Source organism: Amycolatopsis lexingtonensis (assembly GCF_014873755.1).
Taxonomy (GTDB): Bacteria; Actinomycetota; Actinomycetes; order Mycobacteriales; family Pseudonocardiaceae; genus Amycolatopsis; species Amycolatopsis lexingtonensis.
Genome location: NZ_JADBEG010000001.1, coordinates 1,612,509 through 1,627,853, shown reverse-complemented (window position 1 = coordinate 1,627,853; position 15,345 = coordinate 1,612,509). Strand labels below are relative to the sequence as shown.

Below are 15,345 nucleotides of genomic sequence, written 5' to 3'. Positions count from 1 at the left end.
GTTCACGACATCACGGCCGGGGTCCCAGCAACGTCACGCGGCTGGGCCGCTCTGCCGTCGGTGACCCGCTCGCCCGACGTCTTGAATGACTCATTCAGGTCTTCGGAGGTCCTGAATGAGTCATTCAAGACGCTGGTGCAACGCTGCGGGCTGCACCGACGCGACTTTGCCGGAGCCCTGTCGCCGGACGCGGTGGGCGGTCGTTCGGGACGTCCCGCTACTGGCGCCGCAGCCGCGGCACCACGACCGCGCCGGCCGCCAGCAGCACGACCCCGCCGAGCGCGAACGGCAGCACCGGGACGTCGCCCGGGTCCGCGGCCGGGACCGCGCGCTCGCGGCCGCCGTACCCACCGCCCGCACCGTCGCGGTCGTACGTCGAACCCGGCAGCTTGTCCGCGTACCTCTGGTGCAGCGCCGCCCGGTAGTCCGCCAGCGCGAGCTTCGTGCCCGCCGCCAGGCCGGTGACCGAGCCGTCGAGGACCGTCACGGAATCGCCGTGGACCGCGTACCAGGCGTTGACCTGCGGCTCGTGCAGGAGGTAGCCCCCGGCGGCGGCCTGGGCGTAGCGCTGCTCGTAGTCGCCGGACGCCACGTTCACCACGGTCCAGGCCGGGCCTTGCCGCTCGGCCCAGACCGTCGCTTCCGCGCCGTCGCCGGTCCGCGCCGGCACGGCGACGTAGGCGAGTTCGGCCGGGACGTCCGACTTCCCCGCGACGAACGCCGCCGTCGGCTCGTACACCGCGACCTGGGTGCGCGGGTCGGCTTTCGCGGCGTTCGCTGCCGCCGCTGCGCGGGCGCCGGGGAACTTCGTCGAGGCCAGCCGGTCCGCCGTCGCCGGGCTCCCGGTGAGCTGCCCGATCGCGGCGGTGTCCGCGGCGGTCGGGGTGCCGGCTGGCCCGTCCGCCGCGCTCGCGGCCCCGGCCGTGGCGAGCATCGCGGCGCCGGCCAGCACGGCCGCGCCCATCGCTTTCCGCAGCACGCTCATCCCTCGATTCCGTACACGGTGTGGGTCCACTGGAACTGGGTGTTCGAACGGTAGGTGTCGTAGTTCATCGAGTTGTAGCGGCTGTTGTTCGGCCACGGGTCGCCGTATTCGACGCGGGTGGCGCCGCTCGAATTGTCGTAGCCGTAGAGCACGTGCATGTGGCCACCGCCGGAGCGCCAGCCGATGCGGGTGCCGATCGGCTGCCCGGCGTCGATCTGGTTCTTGATGCCGGTGAACGTCAGGACCTGCCCGTTCGAGTTGTACGTCCCGGCGCTGGTGAAGCCGAGGTAGCGGAACACCCGCTGCTGGTCGGACAGGTAGCCCTGGTTGTTGGCGCAGTCGCTGCCGGACTCGTTGTGCGCGATCTGGCAGAACCGGGTCTGGGTCAGGGAATGGCCCCAGTAGTCGGCGATGGTGTTGCCGCTGGCGTCCCAGCACCACTGGTCCTTCTCCTGGGCCTGCATGGTGATGCCGAGGTCGCTGCGCGCGGCGGCCGCGGCGGCCGGCGCCTGCAGCGCTACGGCCGCGGCCGTGGCGGCCGAAAGGATCGCGAGTCCACGAAGGACTCCTGGCATGGTTTTCACGAAGGTGGACCTCCAGCCGGTGACGAGGCGGTGTGGTGGCACGGAATACTCCGCGCCCGGCCCGTGCATCCGGTACCTACTAAGGGAGGAACACGTTGGGAAGGAACGGTTTCCGGTGGATCCCGGCATTTCCCGTGGTGCCGGATTCCGGCACCGGCTCACCCCCGCCGGACGGATTCCGGCGGGGGTGCGCTCGCGTCAGCTGACCGTCGTCGTGCCCAGGGTGGCGTCCTGGTCCGGCGGGTCGAGCGTCAGGTCGACGTCGAACTCGCCGAGGCTGCTGTCGGTGACGACGTGGGTGGTCGCCGCCGCGTCGACGCTGCTCGTGGCCTCACCGGCCGGGGTGCCGGCCGGGACGGTGAAGTCGACCTGGCCCTGCGCGGTGAACTTCAGGGAGCCTTCGGCGGGCACGGGCGTCTCGGGGATGGGCAGCTCGATCGGGATCGCCACCGACTGGCCGGCGATGGCGACGTTGACCTTCGACTTGATCGCGCCGGAGACCTTGGTGGCGCCGACGAGCCGCAGGCCGTCACCGGCGGCCTGGCCGGCGTCGACGTCGAGGCTGAACGGCACCGAAACCGGCGTGCCCGCGGTCGCGGTCGCCGGGATGTCGGCCTTGACCACCACCGAGACCTGCTGGTCGCCGATCAGCGGGAACCCGCCCTTGTAGGTGAGCGTTTTCTCGGCCGCGGCGGCCGGCCCGGCACCCGCCACGGCGACCGCGCCCGCCAGCAACGCGGCCATTCCCATTCCGAGGAATCGGCGGCCGGTTTTACGAACGGGGGTTTCCGTCATATCGGATCCTTTCATCGTCGAACGGACTTTCGGATCGTAGGTGGAAACTGTCCAACCGGCTATTCTCCTTTTCCGTTGCTTGGGAATTTGTCACGCGTGTTTGGCCGGGCGGACCCGGTTTTTGTCACCGTCCGGCGAGAGCGGCGGTGTAGTGGCCGTGTAGCGCCAGCCCGCAGGGTTCTCCCAACGCCGGGGCACCCGGCCCACTGAGGGAGACACACCCATGCGAACCATCTGCCAGGCCGCTGCGCTGTCGGCCGCCCTGCTGTTCGGCGGCGCCACCGTCGCTTCGGCCGCCACCGCGCCGTCGGAGGTGTACTCGGAGGTCACCGCCGCGGACATCGCCGAGCCGGGCGCCGTCCTCACCGATTCGGCCGCCGACCTCGTCGCGGCGCGGACGGCCAACCAGGCGATCTCCTGGTTCTCCAGCCGCAACGGCAGCACCGCCTACCAGGGCTACTGCGAGCGGGCGGTGCGCCTGGCCTGGAACCGCACGACGCACCACGCGAGCGCGATCGAGCACTGGCGTTCCTCGGACGGCGCCCGCCACACGACGGGCACCCCGCCCCGCGGCGCGTTCGTGTTCTGGAACATCTCGGCCTACGGCCACGTCGGCATCGCCGACGGCACCGGCGGCGTCTGGGCGACGAGCGTCAACGGCGCGATCGGCCACGCCCGCCAGGGGTACTTCGCGAACTACCTGGGCTGGAAGCCGGGCAACAGCAACTGATCGGGGTCGCGCCGGGCGTGGCTGGGGGTTGCGCCCGGCGCGGGGATCGAAGGACGTCGGCGGCCGCCGCGCGGGTGCTCAAGCCCGGGTCGCCGCCGACGGGCTGCGCCGCCGCTGGGCCTGCTCCAGCCCCGTCGTTTCCCCTTGCCGGTTCCCGGTTTCGCGGCACGCCGAGGCGCGAGCGGCTGGGCCGCCGCGCCGATTCGGCCCGGGCGCGAGGCCCACCGCCGACCGCGTCAACCTCCGCACCGCTCGCCCGATCCCACCTGGGCCTGGACCAGCGGCCGCAGCAGCCCGCGATGCGCGCCCGCTCGTGCGATTCCGGCCTGCCCGCACCGCGGTCAAGCCCGGGTCGCCGCCGACGGGCTGCGCCGCCGCTGGGCCTGCTCCAGCAGCGCCAGCCCGGTCGTTTCCCCTTGCCGGTTCCCGGTTTCCCGGAACACGCGCAGCGCCCGGTCGCACACCCCGCGGGCCTGCACCGGCTCCCCCGCCTTCAACAGCGTCTGCCCGATGCCGAGCAACGCGTAAGCGCTGCACCGCTCGTCGTCGAGGTCCTCCAGGATGCTCAGCGCCAACCGCAAGCACGCCAGCGAATCCGGCAACCTCCCGGCGTCGCGGTGCAGGGTGCCCAGCTCCGTCAGCACCTTCGCCTCCCGGTGCGGGTCCTCGATCTCCCGCGCCAGGTCACGGGCCCGCCGCAGCCACGTCTCCGCCTCGGTGAACTCGCCCAGCAGCGCGTACGTCGAGCCGATCGCGTTGCGCATCTGGGCAACGCCGGTGCGGTCACCCGCGCGCTCGAGACCGGTCAGAGCCCGCCGGTAGTGGCCGAGGGCCTCGCGGGGCTGGTCCCGGACCCGCGCGACCGTGCCGAGGCCCGCCACCGCCAGCGCTTCGCCACGGACGTCGCCCAGCGAACGGAACAGCGCCGCCGAGCGGTCCATGTCCCCGACCGCCGCCTCGTATTCGTCGTGGTACAGCCGGACCTGGCCGAGGCCGCGGTGCAGCACCGCGGCGCCCGCCCGGTTCCCCGCCGCCTCGACGGCCGCCAGCGCGGTCAGGTGGCTGCGGCGCCACTCGTCGTACGCGCCGCGCAGGTCGTAGAACGGGACCGCCGCCGCCGTCAGCTGCCAGGCCAGTTCGTCGAGACCCGCGTCCGCCGCGAGCTGGACCGCGCCGGCGAGGAGCTTGCGTTCGGCCGTGAACCACTCCAGCGGGGCGGCGGGCAGTTTCGGGCTCGCGGCGGGCAGCGCGGGGCCCGTCATCGCGCCGAACGCCGGGGGCAGGCCCGCGGCGGCCGTCTTCGCCAGCGCCAGCAGCACCGACAGCACGCGGGAAAGCGTTTCCCGCTGCGTCGCAACCGGTTCCTCCGCCAGCAATTCCGCCGCGTAGCACCGAAGCAGGTCGTGCAGCCGGTAGCGCGGCTGCCCGCCGGCGTCCCGGCCCGCGAGCGAAACCAGGTTGGCGTCGACGAGCACGTCGAGCACCTCGTGCGTGTCGTCGCGGCCGAGCACCGCGTCGACCACCCAGCTCGGGAAGTCCTGCGCGCCCAGCACCGCCGAGCGGCAGAACGCGGTCCGCGCCCGCGCGGGCAGCTGCCGCAGGCTCAGCTCGAAGCTCGGCCGGACGCCGAGGTCGCCGACGCGCAGCTCGCTCAGCCGGCTCGACTCGTCGGCGAGCCGGTCGTGCAGCGTCCGCAGGCTCCACGCCTGCCGCCCGGCCAGCCGCGCGCCGGCGATCCGGATCGCCAGCGGCAGGTAGCCGCAGCAGCGCACGATCGCCGCCGCTTCGGCCGGTTCGCCGACGACCCGGTCCGCGCCCGCGACGCCGGCGAGCAGCGCCGAGGCCTCGCGTTCGCCGAACACGCCGAGCTCGACGTGCTTCGCGCCTTCCAGCTCCGGCAGCCGCCCGCGCGTCGTCACCAGCACGGCGCACCCGGCGTCGGCGGGCAGCAGCGGCCGGACCTGCGCGGCCGTGGCGGCGTCGTCGAGCACGAGCAGCATCCGACGGCCCGCCAGCCGCGAGCGGAACAGCGCCGCCCGCTGGCCGAGCCCGGCCGGCACGGCGTTCCCGGTGACGCCCAGCGCGTGCAGGAAGTCGGCGAGCACTTCGGCCGGCTCGCGCGGGGTGCCGGTGCCGGCCAGGTCGACGTACAGCTGGCCGTCCGGGTACCGCTCGGCGAGGCGGTGGGCGACGTGCATGGCGAGCGCCGTCTTGCCGGTGCCCGGTGCGCCGGTCAGCACCACCGGCGCCGGGCCGACGGCGGTTTCCAGCTCCCGGACGTAGTCTTCGCGGCCGGTGAAGTCCGGCAGGTCCGCCGGGAGCTGCCGCACCGGCCGGGGCTCCGGCGAAGGCGCCTGAAGCGGCTCGCCGGACAGGATCGCGGCCTGCAGCGCCCGCAGTTCCGGCCCCGGTTCGACGCCGAGTTCGGTGACCAGGCGCTCCCGCGCGGTCGAGTACGCGCGCAGCGCTTCGGCCCGGCGGCCCGCGCCGGTGAGCGCGAGCAAGTACTGCTGCCACAGGCGTTCCCGGTACGGGTGCTCGGCGAGCAGCACGGTGAGCTCCGCGATCGCCGGGTCGTGCCGGCCCAGCGACACCTGCAACGCCAGCCGTTCCTCGACCGCGGCCAGCCGGTTCTCGACGAGCCGGCCGAGTTCGGCGTCCCACGCGGGCGCGGTGGGCAGGTCCTCGAGGGGATCGCCGAGCCACAGCGCTTCGGCTTCGGCCAGCAGTGCCAGCGCGGCTTCGGGGCGGTCCGCGCGCTTCGCGTCGCCGACGAGCCGGGTGAACCGGTGCGCGTCGACGGCGTCGGGATCGACGGCGAGCGAGTACCCCGGCCCGTGGGTGCGCAGGAGCGTGTCCGGCAGCAGGCGGCGCAGGCGCCAGACGTAGGTCTGCAGGTTGGCGGTGGCCGACGTCGGTGGTTCCCGCGGCCAGATGATCTCGACGAGCTGGCCGGGCGTGACCGTCCGGTTGGCGTTGAGCAGCAGGTGCGCCAGCAGTACCCGCTGCTTCGCCCCGCCGAGCGGCAGCGGCCGGCCGCCGACCGTCACGGTCAGCGGTCCGAGCAGGTGAAACCGCACTTCTGGCCCCATCGAGCGGGACTTTAACGAGACGTCGTCGCGCCCGTGAGCGATTCGCTGACATCGCCGGCGTCGTTGTCACTCGGTTGGCAGCACGCTGGGCCGGACGGCGCACGACGAAAGTCGCGTCCTTGATCAACCGACTATCGGCGGGTTTCGGAGAATCACCCACAGCGGTGACGGTAGGTGTGTCCTTGACCACCCCGTCACCGCGAGGCCCCGGTCCGCGGCTGGAGGTTGATCCTAAAGTGCGTATCGCGCGAACCGGCGTAGTCGTCTCCGGTGTTTTCCTTTCGGCGTTCGTCGCCGCGGCGCCCGCCCTGGCCGCGCAGCCGGCCATCATCGACGGCAGCAACGCCGACTCGCTCCACTCCGCGGCCCGGATGTTCGCCGGCGGCCAGGAGATCTGCTCGGCGACGATCATCGCGCCGGACTGGATCCTCACCGCCCGCCACTGCACGCAGGGCGCGAACGGCCAGGCGATCAGCTTCCACGTCGGCGACCTCGACCAGACGAAGGGCACCACGGTCAACGCGACTTCGGTGCACGAGGCACCCGACGCGGACATCGCGCTGGTGCAGATCGACCAGCAGGTGCAGACGGAGTACGCGCCGCTGGGCAGCGAAGGCGACGTCAAGGTGGGCGATCAGGCCGAGGTCTACGGCTGGGGCGCGACCTGCACCGACAAGCCCGAGATCGAGTGCCAGTCCCAGCTGCTCAAGGTGGCGAAGGTCAGCGTGACGTCGATCGACTGCCCGGACGGCGCGGCGGGCGTCTCGGTCTGCGCGAACCGCGGCGACGGCATCACGGCGGGCGGCGACTCCGGCGGCCCGATGTACGCGAACGGCAAGCAGGTCGGCGTGGCTTCGACCAGCGACCGGCAGTCGTACACCGCGTACATCAACATCACGAAGTACCGCGACTGGATCTCCTCCACCGCGGGCGTCTGAGCCCTTTTCACCGAACCGCCCGCCGCGTCCACAAAGGACACGGCGGGCGTTCGCGTTTCCCCGTCGCGATCCCGGGGGTACCTTTTCGCGAGGGAGGTGGCGGACGTGGCGGAGATCGGCGAGGCACTGGCCATGGCCGGGTCGATGACCTGGGAGATCCTGTGGGCGCTGATCCTCGGGTTCCTGCTGAGCGCTGTCGTCCAGTCGGTGGTCCGGAAGTCGACGATCGTGCGGCTGCTGGGTGACGACCGGCCGCGCACGCTCGCGGTGGCGTCGCTGCTCGGCGCGGCGTCGTCGTCCTGTTCCTACGCCGCCGTCGCGCTGGCGCGGTCGCTGTTCCGCCGGGGCGCGCACTTCACCGCCGCGATGGCGTTCGAGATCGGGTCGACGAACCTCGTCGTCGAGCTGGGGATCATCCTGGCCCTGCTGATGGGCTGGCAGTTCACCGCCGCCGAGTTCGTCGGCGGGCCGATCATGATCGTGCTGCTGGCGGTGCTGTTCCGCCTGTTCGTCCGCCGGCAGCTGCTGGAGAAGGCCCGCGAGCAGGCGGAAAAGGGCATCGCCGGGTCGATGGAGGGCCACGCGGCGATGGACATGTCCGTCCAGGGCACCGGCACCTTCCGACAGCGGCTGTTCTCCGGGGACGGCTTCACCGCCGTGGCGCACGTGTTCGTCATGGAGTGGGCGGCGATCCTGCGCGACCTGGTGATCGGGCTGCTGATCGCCGGCGCGGTCGGCGCGTGGGTGCCGGAATCGTGGTGGCGGGCGCTGTTCTTCACCGACCACCCCGTCGCTTCGGCGATCTGGGGGCCGCTCATCGGCCCGGTCGTCGCGATCCTCGCGTTCGTCTGCTCGATCGGCAACGTGCCGCTGGCCGCGGTGCTGTGGAACGGCGGCATCAGCTTCGGCGGCGTGGTCTCCTTCATCTTCGCCGACCTGCTGATCCTCCCGATCCTGAACATCTACCGGAAGTACTACGGCGCACGGATGACACTGGTGCTGCTCGGCACGTTCTACGCGGCGATGGTCGGCGCGGGGTACGTGGTCGAGCTGCTCTTCGGCGGCGCGGGCCTCATCCCGGCCGAGCGCTCGGCGACAGTGCTGCGCGAAGGCGTGTCGTGGAACTACACGACGTGGCTGAACATCGCGTTCTTGCTGCTCGCCGCGACACTGACGACCCGCTTCTTCCGCACCGGCGGAGCCGGCATGCTCCGGATGATGGGCGGCGCCCCCGAGCACTGAAGCTTGCCGTCCCGACCAGAGTGAGTGTACAGTCACTCACATGACGAAACGCGGTGCCACCCTCTCCACCTCCGACGCCCGGCGGGACGTCGTCGTCGACGCCGCCATCGCGGAGTTCGCGCGGGGCGGGTACCACGGGACGCCGATCAGCGCGGTGGCCGAACGGGCCGACATCTCCCCCGCCTACGTCTTCAAGTTGTTCCCCGGCAAGGTTTCCCTCTTCGTCGCCGCGCTCGACCGGTGCTACGAGCTCGTCACGCACGCCCTCTCCAACGGGGCCGCCCGCGCCGACGACGAAGACCCCGACAAGATCCTCTACGAAATGGGCGGCGCCTACGCCGAACTGATCGCCGACCGGAACCTGCTCATGCTGCAGGTGCACGCCCAGTCGGCCGCCGACACGCCGGAGATCGCCGACGCCGTGCGGCGCGGACTGGCGAAGGTGACCGAGTTCGCCCGCACGCGCTCCGGCGCCGAGGGCGAGCAGGTGCAGCGGTTCATCGCCTACGGCCAGCTCTGCCACCTGATCGCCACCCTCGACCTCGACGAGCACGCCGGCGAGTGGGCCGCGGTCCTCTCCGCCGGCATCCGGCACCCCGGCAAAAACTGACCCTGACCAGCACGTCCTTTTCACGCCCATCGAGTGATTGACCAGTCACTCACACTCGGAAGGAAGCATCATGACCGTCACCGAAATCGTCCTCCCCGGCCTCGTCGAGCCGGACGGCCTCCGCGTCGAGCACCGCGAGCTGCCGACGCTCGCCGCCGGCGAAGCGCTGATCCGCGTCGAGGCGAGCGGGATTTCGTTCGCCGAACAGCAGATGCGGCGCGGCAAGTACTACGACCAGCCGCCGTTCCCGTTCGTACCCGGCTACGACGTCGTCGGCACGGTGCTCGAAGCCGAAGACCCGGCACTCGTCGGCCGCCGCGTCGCCGCCATGACCAAGATCGGCGGGTGGCGCAGCCACCTCGCCGTCCCCGCCGCCGACCTGGTGGCGGTGCCCGACGGCCTGGACGCCGCCGAAGCGGAGACGTTCGTGGTCAACGGCATCACGGCCTACCAGATGCTGCACCGGTGGGCGAAGGTGAAGACCGGCGGCACGATCCTGGTCCACGGCGCGAGCGGCGGCGTCGGCACCACGCTCGTGCAGCTCGCCCGCGCGGCCGGCATCACCGTGATCGGCACCGCCTCGGCCCGCAACCTCGACGTCGTGGCCGCGCTCGGCGCCACCGCGCTCGACTACCGCGGCGACGTCCCGGCCCGGGTCCGCGAGCTGGCGCCCGGCGGGGTCGACGCCGTCTTCGACCACGTCGGCGGCCCCGGCATCGTCGACTCCTTCCGTCTGCTCGCCCCGGGCGGCGCCCTGCTCGCCTACGGCAGCGCGTCCACGGTGAACACCGGCGGCAACCCGAAGCCCGCCGTGCTGAAGCTGGTCGCGCGGCTGCTGTGGTGGAACGCCGTGCCGAACCGGCGCCGGGCGCACTTCTACAACGTCTGGGGCGGCAAGCGGAACCTCGCCCGGTTCCGCGCGCGGCTCGCCGAAGACCTCACCGCCGTCTTCGCACTGGCGGCGAAGGGACAGCTCAAGGCGCAGGTGGCCGCGCGCATCCCCCTGACCGAAGCCGCGAAAGCGTTGGCACTGGCCGAATCCGGCACGGTCACCGGCAAGGTCGTGCTCGTCCCCTGAACGCGCCGAAGGCGGCACTTTCACGTGAAAGTGCCGCCTTCGGGAACGCGCGGATCAGTCGGTGCCGAACTCCATCGCGGCGTTGTCGAGCAGCTCGACGTCGTCGGCCTTGCCGCGCGAGGCGATCACCTCGGCGCCGCCCTCCGGCATCGCGCCGATCAGGCCGGTCGACGCGGCCTGGGCGGCGCCGATCAGCTTCGGGTTCGAGCCGCCGACCATGCCGAGGCTGGCGTACTGCTCCAGCTTCGCCCGCGAGTCGGCGATGTCGAGGTTGCGCATGGTGAGCTGGCCGATCCGGTCCACCGGGCCGAACGCCGAGTCCTCGGTGCGCTCCATCGACAGCTTGTCCGGGTGGTAGCTGAACGCCGGGCCGGTCGTGTCGAGGATCGAGTAGTCCTCGCCGCGGCGCAGCCGCAGGGTGACCTCGCCGGTGATCGCGGTGCCGACCCACCGCTGCAGCGACTCGCGCAGCATCATCGCCTGCGGGTCCAGCCAGCGGCCTTCGTACATCAGGCGGCCGAGCCGGCGGCCTTCGTTGTGGTAGCTGGCGAGGGTGTCCTCGTTGTGGATCGCGTTGACGAGCCGCTCGTAGGCGGCGTGCAGCAGCGCCATGCCCGGCGCCTCGTAGATGCCGCGGCTCTTCGCCTCGATGATCCGGTTCTCGATCTGGTCGGACATGCCCAGGCCGTGGCGGCCGCCGATGGCGTTGGCCTCCAGCACCAGGTCGACGGCGGTGGCGAACTCCTTGCCGTTGATCGTCACCGGCCGGCCGTGTTCGAAGCCGATCGTGACGTCCTCGGCCGGGATCTCGACCTCGGGGTCCCAGAACGCCACGCCCATGATCGGCTTGACGATCTCGATGCCGGTGTCGAGGTGCTCCAGCGACTTCGCCTCGTGCGTGGCGCCCCAGATGTTGGCGTCGGTGGAGTAGGCCTTTTCGGTGCTGTCGCGGTAGGGCAGGTCGTGCGCGGCCAGCCACTCCGACATCTCCTTGCGGCCGCCGAGCTCGGTGACGAAGTCGGCGTCGAGCCACGGCTTGTAGATCCGCAGGGAGGGGTTGGCGAGCAGGCCGTAGCGGTAGAACCGCTCGATGTCGTTGCCCTTGTAGGTGGAGCCGTCGCCCCAGATCTGGACGTCGTCCTCGAGCATCGCGCGCACCAGCAGCGTGCCGGTGACGGCGCGGCCGAGCGGCGTGGTGTTGAAGTAGCTGCGGCCGCCGGTGCGGATGTGGAACGCACCGCAGGTCAGCGCGGCGAGTCCCTCTTCGACGAGGGCTTCCCGGCAGTCGACCAGCCGCGCGATCTCGGCGCCGTACTGCCCGGCGCGCCCGGGCACCGAGTCGATGTCGGGCTCGTCGTACTGGCCGATGTCGGCGGTGTAGGTGCAGGGCACCGCGCCCTTGTCGCGCATCCACGCGACCGCTACGGAAGTGTCGAGGCCACCGGAGAAGGCGATACCGACACGCTCGCCGACGGGCAGGGAAGTGAGCACCTTGGACATGCGAATGATTATGCACGGCCATGCATCACCGTGCAATCCGGGGTGCCTGGCGTCACGGAAACCCGGTTGACGTGCGTGGTTGCGTGATCGCATGGGCCGGATGCACGCCGACGAGCACGCGATCGACACCGCGCTGGTCCGGCGGCTCGTCGACGGGCAGTTCCCGCGGTGGGCCCGCTCGCCCCTCACTCCCCTGGCTTCCGGTGGCACGGTCAACGCGGTGTACCGGCTCGGCACCGGCCTCACGGTCCGGCTCCCGCTGACCGCGGGCGGCGCGTCCGACATCGCGAAGGAACGCCGGGTGCTCGCCGCGTTCGGCGGGTTGCCGGTGGCGGTCCCGGCCGTCGTCGCGGTGGGCGAACCGGCCGAGGGGTATCCGTGGCCGTGGGCGGTGCACCGCTGGCTCGACGGCGCACCCGCCCTCGAAGGGCGGCCCGCACCGGCCCGCGACCTGGCCGAGTTCGTCCGCGCACTCCGGTCGCGGCGAGCGGACGGTCCCCCGGCGTACCGCGGCAAACCCCTGGCACCGGTCGACCGGGCCACCCGCCGGGCGATCGACGAGCTGAGCCGCACCGATGAGCCGTTCGACGCGGACGCGGCCCTCGCCGTCTGGTCCGAAGCGCTCGAAGCTCCACAATGGACCGGACCGCCGTGCTGGGTCCACTCCGACCTCATGCCCAGCAACCTGCTGCTGCGCGACGGCCGCCTCAGCGGCGTCCTCGACTGGGCGACCGCGGGTCTGGGCGACCCGGCGTGCGACCTGATCCCCGCGTGGAACCTGCTGTCCGCGGCCACGCGCCCGGTCTTCCGCGACGCCGTCGGCGCCGACGAAGCGACCTGGGCCCGCGGCCGCGGCTGGGCGTTGTCGATGGCCGTGATCCAGCTGCCGTACTACCGGCACACCAACCCGGTCATCTCCGCCAACGCCCGGTACGTGCTCACCGAGCTTGGTTGCCGACCGGCTCCCCGAAACGCCACAGCACCGCGTGGGAGTTCTGGCCCGGCAGCGAACACGACCCCGTGACCTCCCAGTCGTTCAGCCCCTTCGCAAGGCAGATCCCGCCCTCGGGCACCGGCAGCGGCAGTACCCGGCCGGCCCGGTCCCAGACCACCGGCGTCCCCGTGCCGAGCTGCCCGAGCACGGCACCCGACGGGCTCACGGCCGTGAACTGTCCGCCGTCCGGGAGCACGGTGAGCGTGCCCGCCGGGTCCCAGCGCGCGATCCGCGTGGTGAAGTCCTTGTCGCGCACCTCGCCGACGATCGACCCGTCGGCGGCGATGGCCAGCGCCTCGCTCGCTTCCCAGGTGGTGTCGAGCACCGTGGACCGGCCCGACGGGTCCCACTTCGCCGCGTGGCCGCCGATGCTGCCGACCACGGTGCCGGCGTTGTCGATGTCGTGCAGCGAACCGCCGTCGGTCAGCTCGACGATGGTGCCCGCAGGGTCCCAGTACGTCGTCTCGCTGATCACCGCGCCCGCGTCGTTCATCGCCCGGGCCCGGCCGAGGCCGAGGACCGTGACCTTGCCCAGGCTGTCCCAGCGCACCACGGCGTCCGGGCCGGGCGCACCGTAGGCGGTCCCGGCGACCATGCCGCTCTCGTTGACCGCGACCGGCGTGGACCACGGGTAGCCCGGGAAACCGGTCGGCTGTTCCAGCTCGGCCGGCACGCCCGAGGCGTCCCAGCGGGTGGCCCTCCCGGTCGTGAAGTGGTTGGTCGAATCCCCGACCGCGACGCCGGCCTCGTTGAGCGCGGTGGCTTTCACCGTGCTGTAGCCGTCCAGCGGCCGCAGCTCGCTGATCCGGCCGGCCGCGTCCCACCGGGCGCCGTGCACGTCGAACGCCTTGTCGTACGCCTCGCCGAACACCGTGCCGTGGTTCGTCACCAGCAAACCCGAGCTGGTCAGCCCACCGGGCAGCGTGCCCAGGTCGACCGGCCCGGTCACCTCGGCCGCGCTCGCCGGGGCCGCGGCGAGCACCGTCATCGCCGCCGCCGTCGCGAGAACACCTCTGAACATCCCCTGCTCCTCCCCTGTCAGGTGGTTCCGGGTGTGTCCACGCGCGGCGGCGGCGATCGGTTGAGTCAGCCCGGCAAAAGCGCCGGGGCCGCGAGGCGGGTGGCGTTCGCCGCCGCGTCGTCCGGAGCCTCCTGCGCCGAGCGCTCCGCCTCGACCCGGGCGAGGTAGTTCGCCACCTCGCGCTCGGTCCGGTGCGCGTCCCAGCCCAGCACCGGGGCCATCAACGCCGCGACCTCGGGGGCCGCCGTGACACCTCGGTCGCGCTCCTCGATCGAGATGCGCGTCCGGCGGGTCAGGACGTCCTCCAGGTGCAGCGCGCCTTCGTGCGAAGCCGCGTACACCGCTTCCGCACGGAGGTATTCCGAAGCGCCCGGGATCGGCGAGCCCAGCTCGGGCTCGTCGCGGATCAGGTCCAGCAGGTTCCAGATCCGCGTGCCGTACCGCTGCAGCAGGTGCTCCACCTGCGGGACCGTCAGGCCCGCCCGCGAAGCGACGCCGAACCGGTCGTCCCACAGCTCGTGGTAGCCGTCCGCGCCGACGATCGGGAGCCGGTCGGTCCACGACGGCGGGGCCGGGCGGCCGACGTCCTCGACCACCACGTCGACCGCGTCCGCGGCCATCACCCGGTACGTCGTGTACTTGCCGCCGGCCACGATCACCAGGCCCGGCACCGGGTGCGCCACCGCGTGCTCCCGCGACAGCTTCGTCGTCGCGGCCGCCTTCGCCGCGAGCAACGGCCGCAGACCCGCGTAGACGCCTTCGATGTCGTCGTGGGTCACCGGCGTGCGCAGCACCTTGTTGAGGTGCTCCAGCACGTAGTCGACGTCCGCGCGGCTCGCCGCCGGGTGCTCGCGGTCGAGGTCCCACTCGGTGTCGGTGGTGCCGACGATCCAGTGCCGGCCCCACGGGATCACGAAGAGCACGCTCTTCTCGGTGCGCAGGATCAGCCCGGTGTCGAGGTCGATCTTCTCCCGCGGCACCACCAGGTGGATGCCCTTCGACGCGCGGACGGTGAACGGCGCGGGGATGCCGGCCGCCTTCGCCATGTCGTCGCTCCACACGCCCGTGGCGGCGACGACCGTGCGCGCCCGGATCTCGAACTCGATCCCGCTCTCGCGGTCGACGACCTTCGCGCCCACGACCCGCTCACCGTCGCGCAGCAGCGACGTCACCCGGGCCCGGGTCAGCACCGAAGCGCCCTGCTCGGCCGCCGTCCGCGCGATCGTCATCGTGTGGCGGGCGTCGTCGACCTGGGCGTCGTAGTACTGGATCGCTCCGATCAGCGCGTCGTCGGCCAGGCCCGGCGCCGCCTTGAACGCGCCGCGCTTGGACAGGTGCCGGTGCCGCGGCAGCGCGCGGGCGCCGCCGAGCGTGTCGTACAGCGTGACGCCGGCGCCGATGTAGCCGCGTTCCCACACCCGGTGCTGCAGCGGCACCAGGAACTTCACCGGCCGCACCAGGTGCGGGGCCAGCTTCTGCAGCAGCAGCCCGCGCTCCTTCAACGCCTCACGGACCAGCTTGAAGTCGAGCTGCTCCAGGTAGCGCAGGCCACCGTGGATCAGCTTCGACGACCGGCTGGACGTGCCGGCGGCGAAGTCACGGGCCTCGACCAGCGCGGTCGAGAGCCCCCGCGATGCGGCGTCGAGCGCGACGCCGGCCCCGGTCACTCCCCCGCCGACCACCAGCACGTCGACCTCTTCGCGCGCCAGCTTCTTCAACGTCTCCGCGCGGTACTGCGGGGACAGCGGCACGGCTTCCACCGAACTTCTCCTCATC

Annotated in this window: 13 protein-coding genes; 6 read left to right on the top strand and 7 right to left on the bottom strand. The window is 72.2% G+C overall.

The window, feature by feature from the left end; all coding sequences use genetic code 11:
* Positions 1-217: 217 nt before the first annotated feature.
* From H4696_RS07755 to H4696_RS07745, 3 genes are all read right to left on the bottom strand, one after another.
* A complete protein-coding gene (locus H4696_RS07755; protein WP_086863468.1) occupies positions 218-985 on the bottom strand; it encodes a hypothetical protein in 768 nt (255 codons plus the stop codon).
* Positions 982-1,560, bottom strand: a complete 579-nt coding sequence (locus H4696_RS07750) for a papain-like cysteine protease family protein (protein ID WP_192782146.1) — start codon at positions 1,558-1,560, stop codon at positions 982-984. Before H4696_RS07750 ends, H4696_RS07755 begins: the two co-directional genes overlap by 4 nt.
* A 207-nt stretch (positions 1,561-1,767) precedes the next feature.
* A complete protein-coding gene (locus H4696_RS07745) occupies positions 1,768-2,313 on the bottom strand; it encodes a DUF6801 domain-containing protein (RefSeq protein ID WP_225955621.1) in 546 nt (181 codons plus the stop codon).
* A gap of 274 nt (positions 2,314-2,587) precedes the next feature.
* Here H4696_RS07745 and H4696_RS07740 point away from each other — a divergent pair, with 274 nt between their 5' ends.
* A complete protein-coding gene (locus H4696_RS07740) occupies positions 2,588-3,094 on the top strand; it encodes a hypothetical protein (protein WP_086863471.1) in 507 nt (168 codons plus the stop codon).
* 341 nt (positions 3,095-3,435) lie between these two features.
* Here the strand turns inward: H4696_RS07740 and H4696_RS07735 are convergent, their stop codons facing one another.
* Positions 3,436-6,186, bottom strand: coding sequence for an AfsR/SARP family transcriptional regulator (locus H4696_RS07735; RefSeq protein ID WP_225955620.1), 2,751 nt, complete (start codon positions 6,184-6,186; stop codon positions 3,436-3,438).
* Between the two features lie 236 nt (positions 6,187-6,422).
* On the opposite strand from H4696_RS07735, the gene H4696_RS07730 reads away from it, so the two are divergent.
* From H4696_RS07730 to H4696_RS07715, 4 genes are all read left to right on the top strand, one after another.
* The gene (locus H4696_RS07730) at positions 6,423-7,124 is read left to right on the top strand and encodes a S1 family peptidase (protein ID WP_086864592.1); all 702 of its coding nucleotides are present in this window, start codon (positions 6,423-6,425) and stop codon (positions 7,122-7,124) included.
* Positions 7,125-7,229: 105 nt separating this feature from the next.
* Positions 7,230-8,366, top strand: a complete 1,137-nt coding sequence (locus H4696_RS07725) for a permease (RefSeq protein WP_086864619.1) — start codon at positions 7,230-7,232, stop codon at positions 8,364-8,366.
* A gap of 40 nt (positions 8,367-8,406) precedes the next feature.
* Positions 8,407-8,976, top strand: a complete 570-nt coding sequence (locus H4696_RS07720; RefSeq protein WP_192782145.1) for a TetR/AcrR family transcriptional regulator — start codon at positions 8,407-8,409, stop codon at positions 8,974-8,976.
* A 70-nt stretch (positions 8,977-9,046) separates the two neighbouring features.
* Complete coding sequence (locus tag H4696_RS07715; RefSeq protein ID WP_086864594.1) at positions 9,047-10,054, top strand: medium chain dehydrogenase/reductase family protein; 1,008 nt, start codon at positions 9,047-9,049, stop codon at positions 10,052-10,054.
* Positions 10,055-10,108: 54 nt separating this feature from the next.
* Here H4696_RS07715 and argG read toward each other — a convergent pair whose 3' ends face one another.
* Positions 10,109-11,554 (bottom strand): argininosuccinate synthase, encoded by a 1,446-nt coding sequence (argG, locus tag H4696_RS07710; RefSeq protein WP_086864595.1) that lies wholly within the window; start codon positions 11,552-11,554, stop codon positions 10,109-10,111.
* A 91-nt stretch (positions 11,555-11,645) separates the two neighbouring features.
* Between argG and H4696_RS07705 the strand changes: the two genes are divergently transcribed.
* The gene (locus H4696_RS07705; RefSeq protein WP_086864596.1) at positions 11,646-12,578 is read left to right on the top strand and encodes an aminoglycoside phosphotransferase family protein; all 933 of its coding nucleotides are present in this window, start codon (positions 11,646-11,648) and stop codon (positions 12,576-12,578) included.
* On the opposite strand, the gene H4696_RS07700 is transcribed toward H4696_RS07705, so the two are convergent.
* Positions 12,493-13,569: a hypothetical protein gene (locus H4696_RS07700; protein ID WP_086864597.1), complete on the bottom strand. Its 1,077-nt coding sequence runs from the start codon at positions 13,567-13,569 to the stop codon at positions 12,493-12,495. The two genes, H4696_RS07705 and H4696_RS07700, sit on opposite strands and share 86 nt — an antisense overlap.
* 65 nt (positions 13,570-13,634) lie before the next feature.
* Positions 13,635-15,344 carry a glycerol-3-phosphate dehydrogenase gene (glpD, locus tag H4696_RS07695; RefSeq protein ID WP_086864598.1) on the bottom strand — a complete coding sequence of 570 codons (1,710 nt, stop codon included), beginning with the start codon at positions 15,342-15,344 and terminating at the stop codon, positions 13,635-13,637.
* Between the last annotated feature and the right edge of the window lies 1 nt (position 15,345).